This window comes from Streptomyces sp. NBC_01351 (assembly GCF_036237315.1).
Lineage (GTDB): Bacteria > Actinomycetota > Actinomycetes > Streptomycetales > Streptomycetaceae > Streptomyces.
This window is the reverse complement of record NZ_CP108356.1, coordinates 931,927-956,140: the sequence shown is the minus strand read 5'-3', so window position 1 is coordinate 956,140 and position 24,214 is coordinate 931,927. Positions and strand designations below refer to the sequence as shown.

General features: G+C 73.2%; 18 protein-coding genes, 1 pseudogene and 1 riboswitch. Of the genes and pseudogenes, 9 read left to right on the top strand and 10 right to left on the bottom strand.

The window, feature by feature from the left end; translation table 11 throughout:
- Nucleotides 1-27 precede the first annotated feature (27 nt).
- Complete coding sequence (locus OG625_RS04580; RefSeq protein ID WP_329376768.1) at nucleotides 28-381, top strand: hypothetical protein; 354 nt, start codon at nucleotides 28-30, stop codon at nucleotides 379-381.
- Here the strand turns inward: OG625_RS04580 and OG625_RS04575 are convergent.
- A complete protein-coding gene (locus OG625_RS04575; RefSeq protein ID WP_329376767.1) occupies nucleotides 314-3,010 on the bottom strand; it encodes an AMP-binding protein in 2,697 nt (898 codons plus the stop codon). The two genes, OG625_RS04580 and OG625_RS04575, sit on opposite strands and share 68 nt — an antisense overlap.
- A 214-nt stretch (nucleotides 3,011-3,224) precedes the next feature.
- Here OG625_RS04575 and OG625_RS04570 point away from each other — a divergent pair, with 214 nt between their 5' ends.
- The 5 genes from OG625_RS04570 (at nucleotide 3,225) to OG625_RS04550 (ending at nucleotide 12,674) form a co-directional block, all read left to right on the top strand.
- Nucleotides 3,225-4,244 carry an iron ABC transporter substrate-binding protein gene (locus OG625_RS04570; RefSeq protein ID WP_329376766.1) on the top strand — a complete coding sequence of 340 codons (1,020 nt, stop codon included), beginning with the start codon at nucleotides 3,225-3,227 and terminating at the stop codon, nucleotides 4,242-4,244.
- A 5-nt stretch (nucleotides 4,245-4,249) separates the two neighbouring features.
- Nucleotides 4,250-5,836 (top strand): ABC transporter permease, encoded by a 1,587-nt coding sequence (locus OG625_RS04565; RefSeq protein ID WP_329376765.1) that lies wholly within the window; start codon nucleotides 4,250-4,252, stop codon nucleotides 5,834-5,836.
- Nucleotides 5,833-6,879 carry an ABC transporter ATP-binding protein gene (locus tag OG625_RS04560; protein WP_329376764.1) on the top strand — a complete coding sequence of 349 codons (1,047 nt, stop codon included), beginning with the start codon at nucleotides 5,833-5,835 and terminating at the stop codon, nucleotides 6,877-6,879. The genes OG625_RS04565 and OG625_RS04560 overlap by 4 nt, the downstream gene beginning before the upstream one ends.
- Before the next feature lie 366 nt (nucleotides 6,880-7,245).
- Nucleotides 7,246-11,238 carry a Pls/PosA family non-ribosomal peptide synthetase gene (locus OG625_RS04555; RefSeq protein ID WP_329376763.1) on the top strand — a complete coding sequence of 1,331 codons (3,993 nt, stop codon included), beginning with the start codon at nucleotides 7,246-7,248 and terminating at the stop codon, nucleotides 11,236-11,238.
- A 56-nt stretch (nucleotides 11,239-11,294) separates the two neighbouring features.
- Nucleotides 11,295-12,674: a M1 family metallopeptidase gene (locus OG625_RS04550; protein ID WP_329376762.1), complete on the top strand. Its 1,380-nt coding sequence runs from the start codon at nucleotides 11,295-11,297 to the stop codon at nucleotides 12,672-12,674.
- Nucleotides 12,675-12,707: 33 nt separating this feature from the next.
- On the opposite strand, the gene OG625_RS04545 is transcribed toward OG625_RS04550, so the two are convergent.
- Nucleotides 12,708-13,913 (bottom strand): PP2C family protein-serine/threonine phosphatase, encoded by a 1,206-nt coding sequence (locus tag OG625_RS04545; RefSeq protein ID WP_329376761.1) that lies wholly within the window; start codon nucleotides 13,911-13,913, stop codon nucleotides 12,708-12,710.
- A gap of 181 nt (nucleotides 13,914-14,094) precedes the next feature.
- On the opposite strand from OG625_RS04545, the gene OG625_RS04540 reads away from it, so the two are divergent.
- Complete coding sequence (locus OG625_RS04540) at nucleotides 14,095-15,975, top strand: glycoside hydrolase family 5 protein (protein WP_329376760.1); 1,881 nt, start codon at nucleotides 14,095-14,097, stop codon at nucleotides 15,973-15,975.
- A gap of 35 nt (nucleotides 15,976-16,010) precedes the next feature.
- Here OG625_RS04540 and OG625_RS04535 read toward each other — a convergent pair whose 3' ends face one another.
- The 7 genes from OG625_RS04535 to OG625_RS04505 form a co-directional block, all read right to left on the bottom strand.
- Nucleotides 16,011-16,604: a DUF7676 family protein gene (locus OG625_RS04535; RefSeq protein ID WP_329376759.1), complete on the bottom strand. Its 594-nt coding sequence runs from the start codon at nucleotides 16,602-16,604 to the stop codon at nucleotides 16,011-16,013.
- Nucleotides 16,601-17,362 (bottom strand): (2Fe-2S)-binding protein, encoded by a 762-nt coding sequence (locus OG625_RS04530; RefSeq protein WP_443067674.1) that lies wholly within the window; start codon nucleotides 17,360-17,362, stop codon nucleotides 16,601-16,603. Before OG625_RS04530 ends, OG625_RS04535 begins: the two co-directional genes overlap by 4 nt.
- 14 nt (nucleotides 17,363-17,376) lie before the next feature.
- Nucleotides 17,377-18,462, bottom strand: a complete 1,086-nt coding sequence (locus OG625_RS04525) for an ABC transporter ATP-binding protein (protein WP_329376758.1) — start codon at nucleotides 18,460-18,462, stop codon at nucleotides 17,377-17,379.
- Complete coding sequence (locus OG625_RS04520; protein ID WP_329376757.1) at nucleotides 18,459-19,559, bottom strand: FecCD family ABC transporter permease; 1,101 nt, start codon at nucleotides 19,557-19,559, stop codon at nucleotides 18,459-18,461. Before OG625_RS04520 ends, OG625_RS04525 begins: the two co-directional genes overlap by 4 nt.
- Nucleotides 19,556-20,812 (bottom strand): ABC transporter substrate-binding protein, encoded by a 1,257-nt coding sequence (locus OG625_RS04515; RefSeq protein WP_329376756.1) that lies wholly within the window; start codon nucleotides 20,810-20,812, stop codon nucleotides 19,556-19,558. The genes OG625_RS04520 and OG625_RS04515 overlap by 4 nt, the downstream gene beginning before the upstream one ends.
- 264 nt (nucleotides 20,813-21,076) lie before the next feature.
- A riboswitch (cobalamin riboswitch) is annotated at nucleotides 21,077-21,267 on the bottom strand.
- 72 nt (nucleotides 21,268-21,339) lie between these two features.
- Nucleotides 21,340-21,804, bottom strand: a complete 465-nt coding sequence (locus tag OG625_RS04510) for a hypothetical protein (RefSeq protein ID WP_329376755.1) — start codon at nucleotides 21,802-21,804, stop codon at nucleotides 21,340-21,342.
- An 80-nt stretch (nucleotides 21,805-21,884) separates the two neighbouring features.
- Nucleotides 21,885-22,037, bottom strand: coding sequence for an anti-sigma factor domain-containing protein (locus OG625_RS04505; RefSeq protein WP_443067673.1), 153 nt, complete (start codon nucleotides 22,035-22,037; stop codon nucleotides 21,885-21,887).
- Between the two features lie 19 nt (nucleotides 22,038-22,056).
- Here OG625_RS04505 and OG625_RS04500 point away from each other — a divergent pair.
- Both OG625_RS04500 and OG625_RS04495 read left to right on the top strand, forming a co-directional pair.
- Nucleotides 22,057-22,522: pseudogene (locus OG625_RS04500) on the top strand (fasciclin domain-containing protein); the annotation flags it as partial.
- A 48-nt stretch (nucleotides 22,523-22,570) separates the two neighbouring features.
- Nucleotides 22,571-23,623: a MerR family transcriptional regulator gene (locus tag OG625_RS04495; RefSeq protein WP_329376754.1), complete on the top strand. Its 1,053-nt coding sequence runs from the start codon at nucleotides 22,571-22,573 to the stop codon at nucleotides 23,621-23,623.
- Here OG625_RS04495 and OG625_RS04490 read toward each other — a convergent pair.
- Entirely contained in the window at nucleotides 23,558-24,166 is a 609-nt protein-coding gene (locus tag OG625_RS04490) for an RNA polymerase sigma factor (protein WP_329376753.1), read from the bottom strand. The two genes, OG625_RS04495 and OG625_RS04490, sit on opposite strands and share 66 nt — an antisense overlap.
- Nucleotides 24,167-24,214 lie beyond the last annotated feature (48 nt).

The window sequence follows — 24,214 nt, the reverse complement described above, 5'->3', positions numbered from 1 at the left end:
ACGGCGACGAAACGGGAGGGCAGGGCCATGCGGATCACGGTGCTGACGGTTCCGGGGTGCCCGAACGCCGTTCCGGCCGCCGAGCGGGTCACCGCGGCGCTGGCGGGCCGGGCGGTGGAGCTGGAGCTCGTCGTGGTGCACGATCGGGCGCAGGCCGCCGCGCACGGAATGAACGGCTCGCCGACGATCCTGCTGGACGGCGCGGATCCGTTCGCACCGGCGGGGGCGGAGCCGAGTCTCTCGTGCCGTCTGTACCGCGACGCGGACGGCATCGTGTCCGGGGTGCCGGGCGAAGCGGCCCTCCGCGAGGCCCTCACCGCTGCGGGTCTGCCCTCCGAGCGGCTCGCGGCAGTGGAGTCCAGCGTCCCGCCGCCTGCCTGACCACCCCGGTCCCCGTCGCGGCGAGGGCGGGCAGCACCTTCATCAGGCGGCTCACGCCGGCGGCGTACGCGATGCCGAAGAGGAGCGCGGCCAGGAAGGCCGCGTGCCGGGAGACCCCGTCGATGAGCGGGAAGATCTGCCAGTGGGTCAGGTAGATGTACAGCGAGCTGCCGGCCAGGAGTCCCGCGAGCCGGTTGACGCGCTCCCGGCTGGGCAGCGTCGGCACCCACACCAGGAGCGCGAAGCCGGCCATGATGATCACTTCCCGGCCGGGATCGCCGGGGAAGAAGCCCGGCACGGTGGCCAGTGCCACGGCCGTGACCAGCAGGCGTTGCCGGGTGCCGGCCGCCTTCGCGGCAGCCCAGCCGAGGGCGAACAGCCAGAACACGGTGACCGCATCGGGCATTTCGGTGCGGGCGGGCAGGCCCACGAGGTCGTAGCGGGTGAGGAGCCCCAGGGCGGCGAGGCCGAGCGGCAGCGCGTAGGGGAAGCGGCGTTCCATCCGGTCCGCGAGGGGGAGGCCGAGGAGGGCGACGGCCGCGATCAGGATGTAGACCAGGGTCTCGATGAACCAGAAGTGCATGCCCGTCTTCAGGTTCTCCGGCCCGATGACGCTGTCGAGCAGGAAGAGATTGGCGAGCGTGTAGTCGTCGTTGAGGAGGAGGATGAAACCGATCCACGTCATGCTCGGCAGCGCGACGCGGCCGATGCCGGCCCAGACCCGGCGCACGCGGGTCCGCCGGTCGGCGCTGGAGAGGTGGAAGCGGGCGAAGTTGTACCCGGCCACCGCCAGCAGGATGTGCGCCCCGCCCTTGATGCCGAACACGTGCACGTGTGAGCCGACGATGCAGAAGATCGCCAGGGCGCGGAGCGCGACGCTGGTCTCCAGCCTGCGCGTGCGGGAGGAGCGGGAGGAACGGGCCGGCTGTTCGGCCGCCGAGAGGTCCTTGATCCGCGTCGTGTGCCAGTCGGCCGGCAGGTGGCCCAGCCGCTGTTCGAGGTGGAGGGACATCTCGACGTACGAGAGGGAATCGCCGCCCAGGCTGACGAACGAGCCGTCCGCCGTGACGTCGGTCCGGTCGAGCACCTCGGCGTAGAGCAGGCACAGGTCGTCGAGGCCGTTGCCCGGCGGCAGGGTGATTCCGGCGGACGCGGACGCGGACGCGGACACGGGGGCGGGGGCGGCGGGGGTGGAGGCCTGGTGGCTCAGGGCGCGCACCGCCCGGTAGTCGGGCTTGCCCGTGGGCAGGCGGGGGAGCTCCGGTACGAGGTGGACGCGGACCGCGCGGGCCGGCAGGCCGCACTCGTCGGCGACGAGCCTGCGGATCCGGCGGGCCTCGGAGCCGTCGGTCCCCACGGCGGCGATGGACAGGGCTTCGTCGTCCCCGGTGCACAGGGCGGCGACGCCGCCGCGCGCGAGCATCGCCTCGATCTGCTGCGGGTCGATGCGCAGGCCGAGGATCTTGGTGAACCGGCTGAGCCTGCCGGTGATTTCGTAGAGCCCGTCGGGGGTGCGGCGCGCGGTGTCGCCGGTGTGGAGCTCGTGCACGGTCCGGCCCAGCCGGAGGTCGTCCGGCGAATGGGCGTAGCCGAGCATGACGTTCGGGCCGGAGTAGATCAACTCCCCGGCGTTTTCGTCGGGTTGGGCTGCCTCGGGCTGAGTCCCTTCGGGCCGGACCGGCAGCGGCTGGAGTCGGAACGAGCCGCCGGGGACGGGGATGCCGGCCGCCTCGGGGTGGGTTTCGGCGAGGTGCGGCGGCAGGTAGGCCATGCGGGCGGTGGCCTCGGTCTGCCCGTACATCACGAACAGCTCCCAGCCGCGGGTGCGGCCCATGGCGGCGTACTGCCGGACCCGGTCGGGGGCGAGCCGTCCGCCGGCCTGGGTGACGTAGCGCAGGCGGGGGAGTTCCATCGTGTCGAAGCCGACGCGGTCGAGCAGGTCGAAGGTGTACGGGACCCCGGCGAAGCTCGTACCGCCACCGGTCCGGAACAGCTCCCAGAAGCAGGTGTCGGCGACCGACAGGTCGGTCAGGATCAGCCCGGCGCCGCGCAGGAGGTGGCTGTGCACGACGGACAGGCCGTAGCAGTAGTGCAGGGGCAGGGAGGTCGCGGCGCGGTCGGTGTCGCGGATCGCGAGGTAGTCGGCGATGGACTCGGCGTTGGCCTGGAGGTTCTCGTGGGAGAGCCGCACGAGCTTCGGGGAGCCGGTCGATCCGGAGGTGCTCAGGAGCAGCGCGAGGTCCGGGTGCAGTTCGTGGGCCGATGCCGGGCGGCGCTCGTCGAGCGTCCATCCGCCGTCGCCGGGGTGGGCCACGACGTCGGGGTCGTACGCGTCGATCAGGGACTGGACGGCCTCGTCGTGGTCGCCGGGCACCAGGAGGACGGGGTGCCCGGCCGCGAGGGCGGCGAGGTGGGTGACGAGTGCGTCGAGGGTGTTCGCGCCGACGAGCATGACCAGGCGGCGTTCGCTGCCGAGGCGCCCGGCCATCGCGTCCACCCGGGCGGCGAGTTGCGTGTAGCTGACCCGACCGTCGGCCGTGATGACGGCGGTCCGGTCACCGTGGGCCGCGAGGCCGAGGGCGAACGGGACGGAATCGCTGCCTGTACGCAGGTCGGGGAGGACTGTCACGGGCGCATCTTAGGAAAGGCTTACCTCGCCCGATAGTCACAGGAACGTCACATGTGGTCCATGGAAGATCCACAGGAAAACAAGCGGTAGGGTCGGCTCCGCCGAAGCGGCGGCGCGGCCGAATTGTTGTGTGCGTCACCCTTGACCTTTAGGTTAGCTTTACCTTACTTATGGGGCGTTCACTTTCTCTTCCGCACCCGCAGGAAGGCTTCCCATGCGACGCCCCTTGGTCCGACGCTTGACCGCGCTCTTCGCGGCGGCACTCCTCATCCCCGCCGTCGCCGGCTGCGGCGTCGACGAGGACGACGCGGGGCTCGTGATCTACTCGGGACGGAACGAGAAGCTGGTCAAGCCGCTCCTCGACGAGCTGGAGAAGGCCGTCGGCACGACGGTGGCCGTCCGCTACGGCGAGAGCGCCGAACTCGCCGCCCAGATCCAGGAAGAGGGCGGCAAGACCAAGGCCGGTCTGTTCTTCTCGCAGGACGCCGGGGCGCTCGGAGCCCTCTCGACCAAGGGCCTGCTGGAGAAGCTGCCCAAGGAGTCGCTCGACAAGGTGGACCCCGCGTTCCGCGGCGGCGCGGACGACTGGGTGGGCACCTCCGGACGCGTCCGCGTCCTCGCCTACAACCCCGACAAGGTCGCCAAGGCCCCCGACACCGTCCACGACCTGGTCAAGCCGGAGTGGAAGGGCAAGATCGGCTACGTGCCGACCAACGCCTCCTTCCAGGCCTTCGTCACCGGCATGCGCGTACTGGAGGGCGACGACGCAACCCGCACCTGGCTCAAGGGGCTCAAGGCCAACGAGCCCAAGGTGTACGACAACAACCTCAAGACCCTCGACGCCGTCGGCAAGGGCGAGGTCTCGCTCGGCCTGATCAACCACTACTACTGGTACGAGCGCGTCGCCGAGAAGGGCGAGGACAAGGTCAAGGCGAAGATCCACTTCCTGCCCGGCGGAGACCCCGGAGCCCTCGTCAACGTCGCCGGTGTCGGCCTGATCAAGGGGAGCGACCAGGCCGGGGCCGCGCAGAAGGCCGTCGACTTCCTGCTCTCGGAGAAGGCGCAGAAGTACTTCGCCGAGGACACCAAGGAGTACCCGCTCGCCGCGGGCGTGACCAGCACGGTCGAGGGTCTGCCGCCGCTGGCGAGCCTCGACGCGCCCAAGATCGACCTCGGCAGGCTGGAATCGCTTCAGGAGACCCTGAAGATGCTCCAGGAAGCCGGGATGGTCTGACCCGCATGCATCCCACGGATCCCGTCGCGCAGACGGATCCGGCCGCCCGCCCGACCGGCGCCACCCCGCCGGCCGGGCGGTCGCGTGCCGGGCGTCCGCCGGCCGTCCTGCTCGTCCCGGCGACCGTCGCCGCCGTCTTCGCGCTACTGCCCCTCGGCTACCTCGCGGTCCGCTCCCTGGAGCGCGGCCCCGCCTTCGCCTGGGAGGTCGTCGCCAACGAACGCACCGCCCAACTGCTCGGCCGCAGCCTCGGACTGGCCGCCGTGGTCGTCTCCGCCTGCCTGGTCCTGGGCGTTTCACTGGCCTGGCTGACCGTACGGACCGACCTGCCCGGCGCCCGCGCCTGGTCGGTGCTCGTGACCCTGCCGCTGGCCGTGCCCAGTTACGTCGCCGCGTTCGCCTGGCTGTCCGCCTTCCCGGCCCTCGCCGGCTTCGCGGGGTCCGCGGTCGCACTGACCCTGGTGAGCTTCCCCTACGTGTACCTCCCCGTCACCGCCGCCCTGCGCGGCACCGATCCGGCGCAGGAGGAGGTCTCCCGCTCGCTCGGCCACGGGCCGCTGCGCACCTTCCTGCGCGTCACCCTGCCGCAACTGCGCCCCGCGGCCGCCGGCGGAGCCGTACTCGTCGCGCTGTACGTGTTCTCCGACTTCGGCGCCGTGTCGCTGATGCGCTACGACACCTTCACCCGGGGCATCTACACCTCGTACCGGGCGAGTTTCGACCGCACCCCGGCCGCCGCGCTCAGCGTCGTCCTCGTCGTGATGACCATCGCGCTGGTCGCCGCCGAGGCGCGGACCCGCGGCAGGGCCGGCCACGCCCGGACGGGTACCGGCACCGCACGCCGCGCCGTGCCCGCGCCGCTGGGCCGGTGGCGGACGCCCGCGCTCGCCTGGTGCGCGGCCGTCACCGCCGTCGCCGTGCTCATGCCGCTGGCCACCCTCGGCTACTGGCTCGCCGTCGGGAACTCCGCGACCTGGGATCCCGGCACCCTCCTCGACACCGCCGCCACGACGCTCGGCGTCGCCGCCGCGGGGGCCGCGCTCACCACGCTCCTCGCGCTGCCGGTCGGCGTGATCGCCGCCCGGTACCGGGGCCGCACCGCCGGCCTGCTGGAGCAGTCCGCCTACGCGGGCCACGCCCTCCCGGGCATCACCGTCGCACTGTCCCTGGTCTTCTTCGCCGTGCGCTACGCGGAACCGATCTACCAGGAACTGCCGCTGCTGGTCTGCGCGTACGCGGTGCTCTTCCTGCCCGTCGCCGTGGCCGGCACCCGGGCCGCCGTGCTCCAGTCGCCCCCGGTGCTGGAGGACGTCGCCCGCTCGCTCGGGCGCAGTCCCCTGAAGGTGCTGCGCGAGGTGACCGTGCCGCTGGCCGCCCCCGGGGTGGCCGCCGGAGCCGCGCTCACCTTCGTCGTGTGCATGAAGGAGCTCCCCGCGACCCTGCTGCTACGCCCCACCGGCATGGACACCCTGGCCACCCGCCTCTGGACCGAGACCGGCACCGGATCCTTCGCCGCCGCCGCACCCTACGCCGCGGCCCTGATCCTGCTGGCCGCCGTCCCGTCGTACCTCCTCGGAAGGCACCGCACATGACCGACCTGCAGATCGCCGGCCTGGCCAAGGCGTACGGCCCCGGGGCACCGGTCCTCGACGGCCTCGACCTCGACGTGCCGGGCGGCTCCCTCACCGCCGTGCTCGGGCCCTCCGGCTGCGGCAAGACCACCCTGCTGCGGATCATCGCCGGCTTCCTGCGCTCCGACGCGGGCACCCTCACCATCGGCGGACGCACGCTCAGCGGCCCCGGCGTACACCTCCCGCCCGAGCAGCGCCGGATCGGCATCGTCCCCCAGGAGGGCGCGCTCTTCCCGCACTTGAGCGTGGCCCGCAACATCGGCTTCGGGCTCACCGGCCTCGACCGCTCCGCCCGCCTCCGGCGCACGGAGGAGATGCTCGAACTCGTCGGTCTCGCCGACTACGGCGACCGGATGCCGCACGAGCTCTCCGGAGGCCAACAGCAGCGCATCGCCCTCGCCCGGGCGCTGGCGCCACAGCCGGCCCTTGTCCTGCTGGACGAGCCGTTCAACGCCCTGGACAGCGCCCTGCGCACGGGCGTACGGGCCGACGTGCGCGCAGCCCTGCGGGCCACCGGCGCCACCGCCCTGCTGGTCACCCACGACCAGCAGGAGGCCCTCTCGACCGCCGACCTCGTCGCCGTCGTACGGGGCGGCCGGGTCGCCCAGTGCGGCACCCCGCACGAGGTGTACCGACGCCCCGCCGACCCCTGGGTCGCCGCGTTCGTCGGGGACGCGGTGCTCGTCACCGGCACCGCGGAGCAGGGCACGGCGGCCACCGCACTCGGCCGCATCCCCCTCGCGGACCCGCCCGGCCGGCTCCGCGAGGGCGTGGTGCTGCTGCGGCCCGAGCAGCTGCGCCTGACGCACCCGGACACGGCCGAAGCCAGCGGCACGGTGACCGACGTGCGCTTCTACGGCCACGACGCCATGGTCACGGTCGCCGTCGACGGCGTCGCCGAGCCGATCGACGTCCGCGTCCCCGGCCCGGCAGCCGCCCGCCCCGGCGAGCGCACGGGCATCGAGGTGACGGGGGAGGCCGTGCTCCACCCCGCCGTCGTGTGACCCCGCAGGTCGCCTGCCCGGCCTCGCCGCGTGCGGTCGGCATCTCCGCTCTCGCTGATCGAAGCTGTTCGGCCGTCAGCACCCCTCCGGTCGCTGCACGGTGCGGCTGGAGGACGGAGCCGACGTCGATCCCGCGGACCTGATCGCCGCGGTGGCAGCGGCCGGGGAGTACGCGGCACGCGTCGCGGACCGACGTCCTCACGGCCCTCATTACCGCCATTTCCCGGCCATGCGCAAGGCGTCGGCCGGGAAATCCTCGGCGACGGACTAAACTGGAGGGCTGTTTGGCGCTGGATCGGAACAACCCGGGCAGACCTGGGCTCCGCCGGCGACCCGGACGTTTCCGGGAACGAGACGCGAGGGCCGATGGCAGCCACACCTCAGAGCGGTGAACTCACTCTGCTCGACGACGGGGAGAATCACGTCGCGTCCGGCAAATCGGCCCTGTTCCGGGCCGGGCCCGCGGCCCCGACACGCACCCTCGTCGACGTCTTCGAGGCTTCCGTACGGGCCCACCCCGACGAACTCGCCCTGGACGACGGCACCGTCCGGCTGACCTACCGCGCGCTCGCCGTCGAGGTCGAACGCCGCCGCGGCGCCTTGGCGGCCGCCGGCGTGGGGGTCGGCGACCGGGTCGGCGTACGCGTCCCGTCCGGGACCAACGAGCTCTACGTGGCCATCCTCGCCGTGCTCGCCGCGGGCGCCGCCTACGTGCCCGTCGACGCCGAGGACCCGGACGAGCGGGCCGAGCTGGTCTTCGGCGAAGCCGGGGTGCGGGCCGTGCTGGGCGGCGGACAACGGATAGAGGTCCCCGGCGCCACCACTGCCACTGCCGCCACCGCCACCGCCACCGCCACCGCCACCGCCACCGCCACCGAGGCCACGGCCGTCCGCGCCGCCACCGGCCGCGCCGAGGAGCGGACCGCCGCCCGGCCCGGGCCCGAGCACGACGCGTGGATCATCTTCACCTCCGGCTCCACCGGCAAGCCCAAGGGTGTCGCCGTCACCCACCGCAACGCCGCCGCCTTCGTCGACGCCGAGGCCGCGCTGTTCCTCGTCGAGGAACCGATCGGCCCCGGCGACCGCGTCATGGCCGGACTCTCCGTCGCCTTCGACGCCTCCTGCGAGGAGATGTGGCTGGCCTGGCGCTACGGCGCCTGCCTCGTCCCCGTGCCCCGCTCCCAGGTGCGCAGTGGCGCCGACCTCGGCCCCTGGCTCGTGGAGCAGGAGATCACCGTCGTCTCCACCGTGCCCACCCTGGCCGCCCTCTGGGACCCCGAGGACCTGGGCGAGGTCCGGCTGCTGATCTTCGGCGGCGAGGCCTGCCCGCCCGAGCTCACCCAGCGCCTGGTCACCGAGGGCCGCGAGGTCTGGAACACGTACGGCCCCACCGAGGCCACCGTCGTGGCCTGCGCCTCGCTCCTGACCGGCGAGGAACCCATCCGCATCGGGCTCCCGCTGAACGGCTGGGAGCTCGCCGTCGTCGACGAGTCAGGCGAACCGGTGCCCATGGGCGGCAGCGGCCAGCTCGTGATCGGCGGCGTCGGCCTGGCCCGCTACCTCGACCCCGAGAAGGACGCCGAGAAGTACGCCCCGCTGGAATCCCTCGGCTGGGAACGCGCCTACCGCAGCGGCGACCTGGTCCGCGCCGAACCGGAAGGCCTCGTCTTCCTCGGCCGCGGCGACGAGCAGATCAAGCTCGGCGGCCGCCGCATCGAGCTCGGCGAGGTGGACGCGGCCCTCCAGGCCCTGCCCGGCGTCGCCGGCGCCGCCGCGGCCGTGCGCACCGCCCGCAGCGGAAACCAGCTCCTCGTCGGCTACCTCGTCACCCAGGACGGCTGGGACCACGCGGCCGCCGTCGAGCGGCTGCGCGCCGAGCTGCCCGCGGCCCTCGTACCGCTCCTCGCACCCGTCGACGAACTGCCGACCCGCACCTCCGGCAAGGTCGACCGGAACGCGCTGCCCTGGCCGCTGCCCGAACTGGAGACCACCGGCCCCGCCGAGCAGCTGTACGGCACCGAGGCCTGGCTCGCCGAGCAGTGGAGCGAGACCCTCGGGGTGTCCGTCACCGGCCCCGCCGACGACTTCTTCGCCATCGGCGGCAACAGCCTCGCCGCCGCCCAGCTCACCACCCGGCTGCGCACCCGCTACCCGAGCGCGGCCGTCCTCGACATCTACCAGCAGCCCGTGCTGCGCAAGCTGGCCCGACACCTGGAGAAGTCCGCCCAGGACGACGGCGCCTCCCGCACCGTCGCACCCGTCCCGCTCCGGTCCCAGGCCGTGCAGTCGCTGCTGCTGCTCCCGCTGTTCACGCTGGTCGGCCTGCGCTGGACGGTGGCGCTGCTGGCGCTGGGCAACGTACTGCACTGGTTCGGGCCCTACCCGTGGGCGCCCACCGCCTCCTGGTGGCTCGTCGCCGCGGGCGCGGCGCTGCTCTTCAGCCCGCCCGGCCGCCTCGCCATCGCGGCCGGCGGCGCCCGCCTGCTGCTGCGCGGGGTGAAGGCCGGGCGCCACCCGCGCGGCGGCAGCGTGCACCTGAGGCTGTGGACGGCCGAGCGGCTCGCCGAGTACGTCGGAGCGACCTCGCTCACCGGCTCCTGGCTGGAACGCTACGCACGGGCGCTGGGCGCCAAGGTAGGCCCCGAGGTGGACCTGCACTCGCTGCCCCCTGTCACCGGCATGCTCAAGCTCGGCCGCGGCTGCGCCGTGGAGTCCGAGGTGGACCTCTCCGGGCACTGGCTGGACGGGGACCGCCTCGTCATCGGCCCGGTCAAGGTAGGCGCGGGCGCCGTCGTCGGCACCCGCAGCCTGCTCTTCCCCGGCGCGCGGGTCGGCAAGCGGGCCGAAGTGGCCCCCGGCTCCGCCGTGGTCGGACAGGTCCCGACCGGCCAGCGCTGGGCCGGAGCCCCCGCCGTGAAGCTGGGCAGGGCCAAGCACAACTGGCCCAAGGAACGCCCGCCGCGCGGGCTCGCCTGGCGGGCCATATACGGGGCGACCGGCTTCTGCCTCACGGCCCTGCCCGTGCTCTGCGCGCTGCCCGCCCTGCTCGTGGTCAGCCGGTTCGTACCCGCCGACGCCGGGCTCGCCGACGCACTGCGCGGAGCACTGCTCGCCGTCGTGCCCGGCGCGCTCGCCTTCGGGTTCGCGTACGCGCTGCTCCTGCTGGTCTCCGTACGCCTCCTCAGCCTGGGCTTGCGCACCGGAAGCCATCCGACGCACAGCAGGACCGGCTGGCAGGCCTGGACCGTGACCCAGCTGATGGACCTCTCCCGGGAAACGCTCTTCCCGCTGTACGCCGGGCTGATCACCCCGGTGTGGCTGCGGCTGCTCGGCATGAAGATCGGCCGCGGCGCGGAGGTGTCCACCGTGCTCGCGCTGCCCAGCCTCACCACCGTGGGCGAAGGCGCCTTCCTCGCCGACGACACCCTGACCGCGCCCTACGAACTGGGCGGCGGCTGGATGCGCATCGGGCACTCCGAGATCGGCCGCCGGGCCTTCCTCGGCAACTCCGGAATGACCGCCCCCGGCCGCAGCGTGCCCGACGACGGGCTGGTCGGCGTCCTGTCCGCCACCCCGAAGAAGGCCAAGAAGGGCAGCTCGTACCTGGGCCTGCCCCCGGTCAGGTTGCCGCGCTCCGCCGCCGACGCCGACCAGAGCCGGACCTACGACCCGCCCGCGCACCTGCTCTGGGCGCGCGGCCTGGTGGAGCTGTGCCGACTCGTGCCGGTCTTCTGCTCGGCCGCGCTGGCCGTGCTCACCGTCGCGGCGCTCTGCGCGCTGATCACCCTGACCGACCTGGGGATCTGGGGAACCGCACTGCTCTCCGGAGCCACCCTGCTCGCCGCCGGGCTCGCCGCCTGCCTGGTCTCGGTGGCCGCGAAATGGCTGCTGGTGGGCCGGCATCGGACGGGCGAGCACCCGCTGTGGAGCGGCTTCGTCTGGCGCAACGAACTGGCCGACACCTTCGTCGAGGTACTGGCCGTGCCCTGGCTCGTCGGGTCCGTCCCCGGCACCCCGGTGCTGGCCCTGTGGCTGCGCGCGCTCGGGGCCCGGATCGGCCGGGGCGTGTGGTGCGAGAGCTACTGGCTGCCCGAGACGGACCTGGTCGCGCTGGGGGACGCGGCGAGCGTGAACCGGGGCTGTGTGCTGCAGACCCACCTCTTCCACGACCGGATCTTGAGGACGGATACTGTGGTCCTCCGCGAGGGCGCCACCCTGGGCCCGGGCGGTATCGTCCTGCCCGGGAGTACGGTCGGGGCCCGCAGCACGCTGGGGCCCGCATCCCTCGTGATGGCCGGGGAATCCGTCCCCGCCGACACCCGCTGGCTGGGCAATCCGATCGAGGCGTGGCGCCCCTGAGGGGGCGGCCGGCACCAGCACGTCGTACGAGCACAGCGCAGGGAGCGGATCCGGCAATGAGCGGCCAGCAGACAGCGGTAGCGGACCCGTACTTCCCGGCCAACGGCGATGCCCGTTACCGCGTGCACCGGTACGAACTCGCTCTGGAATACCGTCCCGGCCCCAACCGGCTGGCCGGGACGGCCCGGCTCAGCGCGATCGCCGGGCGGGCCCCGCTCACCGAGTTCCACCTGAACCTGGCCGAGTTCAAAATAGGCCGGATCCTGGTGAACGGCCGGGCGCCGCACTACACCCACCGGGGAGGCAAGCTCCGCCTCCGGCCCGCCAAGCCGCTGCCGGCCGGCTCCGCCTTCACCGTGGAAGTGCACTGGGCGGGCAACCCCAAGCCGGTGCGCAGCCCCTGGGGCGGCCTCGGCTGGGAGGAACTGACCGACGGCGCGCTGGTGGCCAGCCAGCCGACCGGTGCGCCCTCCTGGTACCCGTGCAACGACCGTCCCGCCGACAAGGCCTCGTACCACATCTCGGTCAACACCCCCTCCGCCTACACGGTGGTCGCCGGCGGCCGCCTGCTGACCCGTACGACGAAGGCCAGCACGACCACCTGGGTGTACGAGCAGTCCGCGCCGACCTCCAGCTACCTGGTCGGCCTGGCCATCGGCATGTACCAGACGGTGCTGCTCGGCGACCCCGGGCTCGGCGGCGTGCCGCAGAGCGCCCACGTGCCGGCGCACCTGCTGTCGGAGTTCTCCCGCGACTTCGCCCGGCAGCCCGCCATGATGCAGCTGTTCGAGGAGCTCTTCGGGCCCTATCCCTTCGGCGAGTACACGGTGGTCGTCGCCGACGAGGTACTGGACGTCCCGGTGGAGGCCCAGGGGCTCTCCACGTTCGGCGTCAACCATGTGGACGGCAGACGCGGCTCGGAGCGCCTCGTCGCCCACGAGCTCGCGCACCAGTGGTTCGGCAACAGCGTGACCATCGCCGACTGGCGGCACATCTGGCTGAACGAGGGCCTTGCGAAGTACGCCGAATGGCTCTGGTCGGAGCGCTCCGGCAGCCGCACCGCGCACCAGGTGGCGGCCACCGCGCACCGCATGCTGGCCTCGCAGCCGCAGGACCTGCGGCTGGCCGATCCGGGCCGCAAGCTCATGTTCGACGACCGCCTCTACGAGCGCGGGGGCCTCGCCGTGCACGCGATCCGCGTCGCCCTCGGCGACGGCCCCTTCTTCCGCATGCTGCGCGAGTGGGCGTCCGTACACCGGGGCGGCGTGGTGACCACGGCAGCCTTCACCGCCCACGTGGCCCGCTACACGGCCGAGCCGATGGACGACCTGTTCCGGGCCTGGCTGCACGAGCCCTCCCTGCCGCCCTTCCCGGCGCCGGCGCCCTACCCGCCCCTTCCCTCCCTCCCGCCCCATTCGCCGCCGAACGCGGGCTGAGGGGTACGCGGCTACGCGCCGTCCCCCGCCGCCTCAGCCGGTGCCACCGTCCTCGGTGTGGTGGGGCGCCCGGGGGCGCAGGCGGGCGGCGACGACCGCGACGTCGTCCTCGGCGTGCTGTGCGTCGAGTCCGTCGCAGACCGTGTCCACCACGTCCACGAGCCGTGCGCCGGCGCGCATGTGCAGGGCGGTGAGCCTGGCCAGTGAGGTGTCGATGTCCTCGCCGCGGCGTTCCACGAGGCCGTCGGTGTACAGGAGCAGGGTCTGGTCGGGGCCGATCGGCCGGGCCGGGGCCTCGTAGCCGCCGATGCCCGTGCCGAGCGGCGGGCCGATGGGGACGTCCAGCAGCTCGCCCGCGCCGTCGCCGGTGAACACGGCGGGCGGCAGGTGCCCGGCGCTGGCGTAGACGGCCATGCCCCGGGCCGGATCGACCCGGACGATCAGGCAGGTCGCGGGCCGACGGGAGTCGTCCGACGCGGACAGCGCGTCCATCTGGCGCAGTACCCGGTGCGGGGCGAGATCGGTGGAGGCGATCTCGCGCAGCACGGCCCGGTAGGCGTTCATGTCGACGGCGGCGTCCGGGCCGTGCCCCATGACGTCCCCGACGACGAGCAGGGTGCGGCCGAAGTGCAGTCGTACCGCTTCGAACCAGTCGCCGCCGACCAGGGCGCGCCCCCCGAGGGGCAGGTAGCGGCTGGCGATCTCCAGGTTCGGGTGCGGCCGGCCGGGCTCGGTGACCAGCGCCCGCTGGAGATCGACCGCGGTCTTCTCGGTGGCGGCCAGGCGCCGGGCGTGCCCGATGTGGATGCTCGCGACCGACCGCGCCGCGAAGTGCAGCGTGGCCAGTTCGTGCTCGCCGAAGCCGTGGTGCGTCCGGGCGGCCGGCGGCTTCCCGTAGAGCTCGTCGCGGGCGATCAGGGGTACCGAGGCCAGGTATGCCGGCCCGCCCGTGCCGCCTCCGTACCAGGCCTGCACGGGATGGCCCCGGTCCAGGGCCCGGACGGCGGAGGCGAGCTCCGGCGCGGGGCCTTCCAGCAGCTCCGCCGCGCCCGCCGTCGCGACGCGCTCGGGTGCCGCGCCCCGGCCGGTGAGCTCCACCGCCGCGGCGTCACACAGCGTACGGACGAGGAAGCCGGCCGGCTCCCGGCAGGTCTCCCGCTCGTCGGAGGACGTCCCGATCCGCTCCAGAGCCTCTTTCGTGGCCCGCAGCCGCGACTCCAGCCCGTCCCGCTCGGACACCGTGCGCCGTCACCCCCTATCGCCGTCGGCCTGTAGAGGAAGGCATTCCACCAGCCTCCACCCGATGCGGGGGATCGACAGCGCCGAAAGGCATCACGCGCCATGTGAATCGCGAGTAACCTGCCTCCGCGCTCCTTGCCCTCGTACTGGTGACCGATGCTCCCGTTTTCCGGAGGACACAGTGAAACGACGTTCGTTACCGGCGCTGCTCGCCGGGGTGCTGCTCCTCGGAGGATGGGGAGGACCGGCGGCCTCGGCGTCTTCTCCGCCGCCCCCGGCCGCTCCGGCCGATTCGTGGACCGCGCCGCTGAGCACCCGCGGCCGGTACGTCGTCGACGCCTCCGGCAACCGCTTCAAACTCAGGTCCGCCAACTGGCAGGGCGCACAAGGGACATGGAACGGATCCGGGAGCATCGACGACCCGGCGAACCACCACGACGGCGAGAAGGCCGACCAGATGCCGCTCGGCCTGGACCGGGCGCCGGTCGAGACGATCCTCGACGGCTTCCGCGAACTGGGCGTCAACAGCATCCGCCTGCCGTTCTCGAACGCGATGCTGCACGATCAGCGGCCGGTCTCCGACGCCTCCGTCGCCGCCAATCCGCAGTTGCGCGGCAAGACCCCGCTCCAGGTCTTCGACGCCGTCATCGCCGCCACCACGGCCGAGGGCTTCGCGGTGGTCCTCAACAACCACACCAACACCTCGCGGTTCTGCTGCGGCCTGGACGGCAACGAGCGCTGGAACACCAGTCAGACCACCGCGCAGTGGGAGAACGACTGGATCAGCCTGGCCCGCCGCTACAAGGACAACAAACGCGTGGTGGGAGCCGACCTCTACAACGAGGTCCGCCGCACCGTCACCGACGACGCCAACTGGAACTGGGGCAACGACCACGACTGGTGGGCCGCCTCCCAGCGGCTCGGCGACCGGCTCCTCACCGAGGCCAACCCCGACCTGCTGGTGATCGTCGAAGGCATCAACTGGCAGGGCATCCCCCTGGACGGGTTCTCCCACGGGCGCCCCACGCTGGAGCCGGTGCGCACCGTCTCGCACACGCTGGTGGCCTCGAACAAGCTGGTCTACTCGGCGCACTTCTACGGGTACACGGGCCCGAACCACACCGGTGCGACCGGCATGGGCGAGACCCACGACCCGCGCTACCAGGAGCTGTCCCGCCAGGACCTGTTCGCCACCCTCGACCGGCAGGCACTCTTCGTCGCGGGCGAGAGTGGCCGCCACTTCACCGCACCGGTGTGGATCAGCGAGTTCGGCATCGGCAGCGACGAGACGAACCCGCAGGCGCGCGCCTGGTTCGGCAACTTCGTGGACTACCTGATCGACCGGGACGCGGACTTCGCCTACTGGCCGCTCGTCGGATGGACCGGACACGGCACCTGGGCGATCCTCAACTTCGACGGACAGGGCCGCCGTTCCGGCATCCTGGACGGCGGGGACTGGCGCGCGGCCGGCTGGTCCCGGCTGGTCGGGGCGGCGGGGAAGACCGGCCCGGTCGCCGTATCCGACACGTGGGACATGCTCAACCTCGACCACGCCGACGCGGTCCAGTCGCTCCGGACGCGGGCCGGCGGGGACTGGGACCCGGGGGCACGCAAGGGAGTCTGCCCCGACGGCCGGCGCCTCATCGGGCTGGCGCACCGGGACGGACGCGGACTGTGCACCGACGCGGGGACCCCCGGGCAGGGCGCTCCGCTCGCGACCACGGTGGTGCGCGACGAACGGTACGTCCAGCAGGGCGACTGGGCCGGCGGCTACACCAAGTACCAGTGCGGGCCGAACCAGTTCATGACCGGGTACGGAGTGCGCGGCCAGGCGGTGTCGGCGGTCCTGTGCGCCGACGCGGGCCGGCCGCTGGGGACGGCCGGCCGCACCGTCTGGTTCGACCGCGGGGACGACCGCCCGGCCGGGGGGCCGGGCGGTGAGTTCGCGCTGGGGAACTACAAGGGCCAGTGCGGCGCCCACGAGTACGCGGCCGGTGTCGCCTTCACCGGCGCCTGGGCCAAGGGCAAGACGCCCGACGCCCTCCTGTGCCGCAGCCTCTGACCGCACGTTCTGACCGCACGTTGTGACCGTCCGCGTCAGTCGGCCCGCCGGAACCCCTTGCCCGTCCGGTCGAGGGGGTCCGCGGGCAGGCCGAGGAAGCGGGCGCGCAGGGCGTCCCAGGCGGCGAGGCGGGTGAAGTCGGGGGAGTCCAGAATCTCCTGACGGTCCGTGAGGAAGGGGTTGGGGAGCAGGACGGTCATCATCTGCTCGTCGCGGCCGTTGAACAGCCGCGCTCCCCAGCTCACGGGTGCTCCCGCGGAATCGAGGCCGCGGTAGAGCTCGGCGCGGGAGCAGCGGCGGATGCGGCCGAGTTCGGGCCCCGAGGCGGTGTGCTTGCCGATGCAGAGGTGGAAGTGCCAGGCCCCGAAATCGACGGTGGCGTACCCGTCGTTCATGGTGATGCCGACGGGGGCGCACGGGGCGCCCACTTCCCAGGCGGCCCCCTCGATGATGGGCCCGAAGTGGATGTGCTGCCAGTGGTCGGTGAAGACGGTGGTGACGAGGTCGAGGAGCGAGGCCTCGTCGGTGGGCAGGGGCCAGGTGTGCCGGATCCCGCCGCCCGGGGTCTCGACGACGGCGGGCTCGGCGCCGGTGCGTTCGGTGCCGGTGTGCTCAGTGCTGCTGGTCATGCGGTCTTCTCCTGTCTCTCTGGCTTCTCTGCCTTCTCCGGCTGCGTCAGGACGCAGTCGCCGCACTTCCCCGCGCCGGGCACGCGGTAGTACAGGCAGCAGCTGCGGCGACGGAAGGCGATCCGGCCCTCCGGCGTGGTGCGGTGGGTGCCGGCCCCGGCCAGTGGTGGCCGGTCCAGGAGCCGGGGGACGAGGTCTGCGACGGGGTGCGGGGCCCGCGGTTCGCGGGCGAGGAGCACGCGATGGGCTCCTATGAGCCCGGAGGCGGCGTTGCCGCGCAGGCTGTGCGCTGACACCCCCGACACGCGCCGTACCGCGTCCGCCCAGGGCGCCAGGTTCCGGACGGCGACCGTCTCGTGCAGGGCCGCCTCGGCAGCGCTGTCGACCTCCCGTATCTCGGGCAGCCACAGGGCGACGGGTCCGGTCGCCGCCGGGCGCCACCACAGCCGGCCGGGCCCGAGGTCGGGGACGCGGCCGGTGAGCGCGGCGCAGGCCAGGGCGATCGACCAGAGCCGGGAGGCCGTGCCGATGTGCAGGGTGGACGCGGCCACCCGAGGTTGGTCCGTGCCCAGCCGCGCCGCCACGGCCCGTACGTACTGCTCCAGCGCGCCGGGATCCTCGTACAGCTCGGTCAAGGGCCGGAACCGGGCGTCTCCCGGGCTCACGGGCGGTCGGGGCCCGGTCGCCACCTCGAAGTACGGGCCGATCGCGGAGACCCGCGCCAGCGTGCCGGCGGTCAGTGCGGTCAGTGCGGTCACTGCGGTCACCTCGCTCACCACTCCCGCACCGCCCGGGTCAGCTCCTGGAAGCTGCGGGTACGGACGAGGTCCCCGCCCGGTCCGTGCACGGTGATCCGGTCCTCCGCGTCGCAGCTCACCCGCCCGGCGGCGGCCCGGTCGCCCGGGTCCACGACGGCCAGGCCTTCCCGGGCCAGGGCGCGTTCGAGGAGCGGGAGGACCGCCGGCGGGGCGTCCACGGAAACGCCGGCCCGCGCGGTGCGGCGCAGGCCGAAGCTGCCGGAGGCCGGGTCGAAGGCGAGGTGGTCGGCGTCGAAGGCACCGCCCACGGCGCCGCTGCGGATCAGGTCCTCGGGAGCCCCCGCATGGACCCGGGAATCCCGGTCGACCAGCCAGACGGCATCGGCGACGCGCAGGGCCAGTTCGAGGTCGTGGGTGCTGACCACGACGGTGAGGCCCCTGTCCCGGGCGAGATCGCGCAGCAGCACCGTCAGCGCCACGCGCGAGGGCACGTCGAGGAAGGCGGTCGGCTCGTCGAGCAGGACGACCTCGGGTTCCTGGGCCAGGGCCCGGGCGGTCAGGACGCGCTGGCGTTCCCCGTCGGAGAGTTCGGCGGCCGGCCGGTCCGCCAGCTGCCCCGCTCCCACCGCCCGCAGGGACCACTCGACGGCCGCGTGGTCGGCTTCCGTCAAGCGGCCGGTGAACCCCGTGTGCGGGTGGCGGCCCAGCCCGGCGAGCTCGCGTACGGAGAGAAGCCCCGGGTCGACGCGGTCGGTGAGCACCACGGCCAGCCGGCGGGCCAGGGCGGCCGGTGGCTGCTGCGCCAGATCGGCCCCACCGATCAGGATCCGGCCGGCGAGCGGGGGGAGCAGTCCGCACAGGGTCCGCAACAGCGTGGACTTGCCCGCGCCGTTGGGGCCCAGCAGTACGGTCAGTTCGCCGGCCCGCGCTTCGAGGTCGAGCCCCGACAGCACGGCCCGGCCCGCTCCGCGGCCGCGCAGCGGCCGGGTCCGGTAGCCGACGGAGAGCCCCCGGGTGGCCAGGCCGCCGGGGCGGCGGTCCGGGGCGCCGGCCGCGTCCCCGGTCCGCTCGGGCACGGTGTCGTGCGCGGTACGGGTCACGAGGCGACTCCTTGTACGCCGCGGCGGCTGCGGACCAGGAACGCGATGACCACCGGCGCGCCGAACAGCGAGGTGATGGCGTTGAGCGGCAGCACGGAGTCCGTCCCCGGCGGCTGGCTCAGCAGCGCGCACGCCAGCGCCAGGAAGGCGCCCGCGAGCATCGACGCCGGGATCAGCACCCGGTGGTCCGAGGTCCCGAGCGCCACCCGGGTCAGGTGCGGTACGGCCAGCCCCAGGAAGGCGACCGGCCCGCAGAACGCGGTGGCCGCGCCCGCCAGCAGGGAGGTCCCGAGCAGCGCCAGATCGCGGCTGCGCCGTACGTTCAGGCCCATCGTGCGGGCGTAGTCCTCGCCGAGCAGCAGCGCGTTCAGACGCTTGGCGGTGAGCAGCGCCGCCAGCAGGCCGACGCCGATCACGGGCAGCATGACCCGCAGGTCGGGCCAGGTCGTCGCGCTGAAACTGCCCAGCCCCCACATGACGAACTGCTGGGCGCGCTCGGGCCGGGCGTAGACCAGCATCACCCCGACCACCGCGGTGGCCGCGGAGCCGATCATGACCCCGATGACGAGCAGGGTGACCGCGGAGCGCACCCATCGCGAGAGGAGCAGGACGAGGGCGAGCACGGCGCCGGCGCCGAAGGAGGCGGCGAGCACCACCCCCACCCGGCCCAGTCCGGCCAGGTCCCCGGTGAAACTGCCCGCGACTCCGCCGGTACCGACGACCACGGCGGCCACGCCCATGCTCGCGCCCGAACTCACGCCGAGGGAGAACGGGTCGGCCAGCGCGTTGCGGAACAGGGTCTGCATCTGCACGCCGGCCACGGCCAGCGCGGCCCCGACGACGGTGGCGGTCAGCGCGCGCGGCAGCCGTACCTGCTCGACGATCACCGTCCAGCGGGGGTCGGCGCCGTCCGCGCCGAACAGGATCCGCACCACCTCCGTGACCGGGACCCGGTGGGAGCCGGTCGCGAGGGTGAGCACGAACAGCAGGGAGGCGCCGACGGCGAGGGCGAGGACCACGGCGAGGCGCCGCCGCCCCGGGGCCGCCGCCGGCCGGGCGTCCGGGGCCGCCGTTGTTGTTGTCGTGTACGTGGTCACGCCTTGGGCACCTGGGTGTAGAAGGTGAAGGCGTGCCCCTGCGCCTGCTCCGGGTGGAGCAGCGCGAACAGGTCGGCCAGGACCAGGTCCGGGCGCAGCACGCCGCGCTCGAAGTAGTCGTTGCCGCCGCCGGGGCCGAGCGCCTTGGTGTTCGTCCAGACCGCGCCACCGGGGACGGCCTTCAACTGCCCGTACCGGTTGTCGGCCTTGACCGCGTCGGCGGTCGACTTCCACTTCTGGTCGGCGATCCACACGGGGGCCTCGCCGGCCTTCGCGTACACGGCCTCGAAGTTCAGCTGGAGGTTCCCGGTGCCCGCCTCGCCCGCCCAGGGGTAGGTGCCGCCCGCGTCCTTGATCAGCTGCGCGGCGTAGCTGCCGCCGGCGGGCATGTACCAGGTGCCCTGGTACATCGTGCCGGGCAGCACCTCGACGGGCTTGCCCGCCTTGGCCGTGCTGACGGTCTCGGCCGCCTTCGCGGCGACCTTCCGGTAGTCGCCCTCGATGGTGTCGAAGACCTGGCCCGCGCGCTCCTCGGCCCCGGTGAGCGCGGCCATGGCCTTGACCCACTCGGCACGGCCGAGCGGATTCGGCTCCAGCCACTCGGCGTTGGCGACGACGGCGATGCCGGCCTGACGGAGCTTCGGGTACTGCGGGTCGTCGGTGCCCTGGGTCATCAGGACGTCAGGCTTGGCGCCGATGACCGTCTCGGCGTTGAGGGTGCGGTCCTTGGCGTACTCGGTGACCTTGCCCGCCTTCACCCGCTCGATCACCTCGGCGGAGCTGATGTTCGAGGTGCTCGCCACACCGGTCAGCACGTCCAGCGCGCCGGTCTCGGTCAGCAGCGGCAGGTGGGTGGTCGAGGCCGAGTAGAGGCTCTTGACGGGGACGGTGATCTGCGGCGCGGACGCCAGCTCCCCGGCCGGCTCGGGCTTCGGCGCACCGCACTTGACCAAGACGTACGACTCGGGCTTGCCCTTGGGGTAGGGCTCGTTGACGGTGAGGACCTGGTAGCTCTTCTCGTACCGGAGCGTGAAGTTCTTCGCGTGCTTCACCGTCGACTTGACCGGGAAGTAGTCCTTGGCCGGGTCGAAGTCCTTGATGCAACCCTCCCCGCCGGCCGCGGACTTGGCGTCCTGCGGCCCACCGGAATCGCCGCCGCACGCGGTGAGCGCGAGACCGAGGGAGAGCGCGAGGGCGAGGAACGCCGCCCCGGCGCCCTGACGGCGGCCGGGCATGACGGATCGTACGGACAAGGTGACTCCTGGTGACATGCGTGAGCAGCGCGCACCGGCGGTCCGGGGCGCGGGGAGCGGCGTACGGGAAGGGGGTTCCGCGGGGGAGGGGCCGTTCAGAACCCGAGGGAGCCGGGCCGGGCATCAAGCCGGGCGTCAAGCCGGACGTCAGGCTGTGCGGACCACCGGCCCGACAGGGCCGACCGGCCCGCGGGCAGCGTGAAGACGCCGATACGCATACGCAGGCACACGAGTGCCACCGCCTCTCCTGGGGAAATCCGCCCCGTACTTCGAGGTGCGACGGCGTGAGTCTCCTGACTCGGGATCACAGCTTCTCCGGCCTTCCCGCCCTCAACAGGGCGGTGGCCATGGGCGGAGTCGCTCCCCCTACACAGTGGCGGTACCGTGCCGGAATCTCACCGGCTTCCTCGTTCCGCCGTCGCTTGTCGAACGGAAGCATCGCAGACCGTCCATGGCCACACCAGCCCCACAACTGTGCGACGGACCACAGCGGATGGCCGCAGGACGGCAGCCGGCCGGCACCCGCTTCAGTCGGACGGGGGCGTGGGGGCGGGGATCCCCGCGGTGCCCACGCGGTGGCCGTCGGCGTCGAACGCGCCGATCCGAACGGCCATGGCCGGGCGGTTGGGCCATGCTTCGTAGACGGCGAGCAGGTCGGCGATCTGCTCGGGCGGCCCGCCGTCGTCGGTGTGCGGCAGGTCGGTGTGGAGGTAGACCAGGTGTTCGTCGCCGGACTCCACGACCTGCACGGCCTGGATGTGCGTGACTGCCGCCGCGGTGCGGCCGCCGGCACCGTTGACGGCCGTCCATTGCCGTAGCTGTACGGCCCGGACGGCGTCCTCGGACGCATAGGCGCCGTGGGGATCGGGAGCGGGCAGGGCGGTGGGGATGCCCGGGGTGTCGCTCGGTTCACCGGCGAAGGAGCACCCGCCGAGGAGCACGGCACCGAGGGCCGCGAGGACGGTGACGCGGTGACGGTGCTGCACGGCCACGGGTGTGCCCTTCCGGTACGCGCGCAACGGAACTGCGCCCCTGCACGATAGACGGCAAGGGCGCAGCGCAGGGGGCGTGTTCATGCGGGCAGGGCGAGGAGCATCAGGGGTGCGGTGGTGGGCCGGGCGGATCCGCCGGCCGGTTCGAGGGTGAGGCCGACCGCGCGGGCCCGGCCGGGATCGCCCTGCATGACGACGGCGGAGTCGTGCCGGAGGAGGCCGGCCGGGCGCATGGTGCCGTCCTGGTCGAACCTCGGGCCCGCCTGCGCAGGCGTTCCCGCGGACGGCGCCGGCTCCTTCGACGGCATGGCCAAGGACCCCGTCGCCACGGCCGCGTCCAACAATCCGGCCCTGTCCACCCTGGTCGCGGCCGTCAAGCAGGCCGGTCTGGTCGACACCCCTCGACAACGCCGAGAACATCACCGTGTTCGCGCCCACCAACGACGCGTTCGCCAAGATCCCGAAGGCGGACCTCGACAAGGTCCTCGCCGACAAGGCCACTCTGACCAAGATCCTCACGTACCACGTCGTCGGTCAGAAGCTCACGCCGAAGCAGCTGGAGAACGGTTCCTACGAGACCCTGCAGAAGGGCAGGGTCGTCACGGCCGGCTCCGGCGAGTCCTACAAGGTCAACGGGACCGCCAGTGTGGTCTGCGGCAACGTGAAGACCGCCAACGCCCACGTCTACATCGTCGACACGGTCCTCATGCCCAAGTAGCGCACGCAGACCCCGCCGGCCCGACCCGGCGCCCACTACGCTGGGGGAATGAGCCTCCAGCAGGACGCCTCGGGGGGCCGCGGGAGCGCTGCGGTCGATGTGGGTCTGAGCACCGGGGCCGTGGCCAGGAGGCTCGGCGTGTCCGCGACGACACTGCGCTCCTGGGAGCGCAGGTACGGCATCGGGCCGGTGGTACGGGAGGACGGCAGGCATCGCAGGTGGCTGCCGTCGGACATCTCCAGGCTCGAAGCGATGTGCCGACTGACCGCGCGGGGCTTTCCCCCCGCCGAGGCGGCCCGTGCGGCGATGAGCGGTCCCTACGAGACCGTGCCGCAGGAGGCGCGGACGTTCCCGGCCGCCGCCGGCCTCCGAACACCCGGGGGACGTGATGCGCTGCCGCTCGGAACCGTGCGGCAAGAGTGCCGCGGACTGGCGCGTGCGGCGGTGAGGCTGGACGCGCCGGCGGTCGGCGAACTCCTGGAGCAGGCCCTCGACACCCATGGCTGCGTCGTCGCGTGGGAAGAGGTCATCGCCCCGGCGCTGCACGCCGTCGGGCGCAAATGGGCCTCCTCGGGGGAGCGTTACGTCGAGGTGGAGCATCTTCTGTCCTGGCACGTGTCCACTGCGCTGCGATTCGGGCGGGCGGCAGGGGCAGTTGCAGGGCCAGGGGCGGCGGCACGGGAACCCGCCGGCGTGCCGCCCGTGTTGCTCGCCTGCGTGCCGGGAGAACAGCACAGTCTGCCTCTGGAAGCCCTGGACGCCGCGCTGCGCGAGGCGGGCCTGCCCCGGCGGATGTTCGGCCCGGCGCTGCCGGTGGACGCGCTGCGCGAGGCGGTCCTGCGGGTGGGCCCCTCGGTGGTCGTCCTGTGGGCGCAGATCAAGCCGGTTGGCGTGAACCTCGGGCGCGTCGTCGACGCCGTCGCCGGCGTGGAGTGGGGGGTCAAGGGGGCTCGATCGCAGGCGCGGATCCTGCGTGCCGGACCGGGCTGGGCGGGTGTTCCGGATGCGGGATCCCGGCTCATCACGGGGCTCGGCTCAGGCTTGGAGGTGATCCGCGGGATGGTGGGCGCCCAGCGTCCCACCCAGAGTCCCGCGCAGTGACCGCAGTCCTTTGCGCGTGTGGCTCTTGACCGTGCCCAGCGGCATTCCGGTCCGCTCGGCGATCCGCACCTGCGTCAGCCCGCCGTAGAAGGCGAGGCACAGGACCTCGCGCTGCGGCACGGGCAGGGTCGCCAGGGCGTCCAGCACGAGCACGCGGTCCAGTGCCGCCTCGCAGCCGTCGCTCCGTGCCGGGTCCGGCCGGCGATCGGCCTCCGGGAGATCGGCGCGCAGCGACGTGGCGCTCCGATTGCGGCGGGTCAGCGCGTCCATGGCCTTGTGGCGGGTGATGCCCGCGAGCCACGCCGCCGGCCCGCCCCGCTGCGGGTCGTAGCGGTGGCGGCCCAACCAGGCGTCGAAGAAGACCTGTTGGGTGATGTCCTCCGCGGTGTCGCGGTCCCCCGTGGTCCGCCAGGCCATGGTGTGCACCATGCCGCCCCAGCGGTGGTAGGCCGCGGCGAACGACTCCTCGTCGCCCTCCTTGAACCTCCGGGAGAATTCGACGGGTTCGCACGGATCGGGTGCCGTGGTGGCGGCGAGGGCCATGATGCCGGCTCCTTGTGCCGAAAAGGGGTGGATGCTGCAGCCCGACGA

What these genes read in the sequence shown, in the direction of transcription:
- OG625_RS04580 (WP_329376768.1), top strand. Translation starts at nt 28, where the DNA reads ATGCGGATCACGGTGCTGACGGTTCCGGGGTGCCCGAACGCCGTTCCG.
- OG625_RS04570 (WP_329376766.1), top strand. Translation starts at nt 3,225, where the DNA reads ATGCGACGCCCCTTGGTCCGACGCTTGACCGCGCTCTTCGCGGCGGCA.
- OG625_RS04565 (WP_329376765.1), top strand. Translation starts at nt 4,250, where the DNA reads ATGCATCCCACGGATCCCGTCGCGCAGACGGATCCGGCCGCCCGCCCG.
- OG625_RS04560 (WP_329376764.1), top strand. Translation starts at nt 5,833, where the DNA reads ATGACCGACCTGCAGATCGCCGGCCTGGCCAAGGCGTACGGCCCCGGG.
- OG625_RS04555 (WP_329376763.1), top strand. Translation starts at nt 7,246, where the DNA reads ATGGCAGCCACACCTCAGAGCGGTGAACTCACTCTGCTCGACGACGGG.
- OG625_RS04550 (WP_329376762.1), top strand. Translation starts at nt 11,295, where the DNA reads ATGAGCGGCCAGCAGACAGCGGTAGCGGACCCGTACTTCCCGGCCAAC.
- OG625_RS04535 (WP_329376759.1), bottom strand. Translation starts at nt 16,604, where the DNA reads ATGACCAGCAGCACTGAGCACACCGGCACCGAACGCACCGGCGCCGAG.
- OG625_RS04505 (WP_443067673.1), bottom strand. Translation starts at nt 22,037, where the DNA reads ATGCGCCCGGCCGGCCTCCTCCGGCACGACTCCGCCGTCGTCATGCAG.
- OG625_RS04495 (WP_329376754.1), top strand. Translation starts at nt 22,571, where the DNA reads ATGAGCCTCCAGCAGGACGCCTCGGGGGGCCGCGGGAGCGCTGCGGTC.
- OG625_RS04490 (WP_329376753.1), bottom strand. Translation starts at nt 24,166, where the DNA reads ATGGCCCTCGCCGCCACCACGGCACCCGATCCGTGCGAACCCGTCGAA.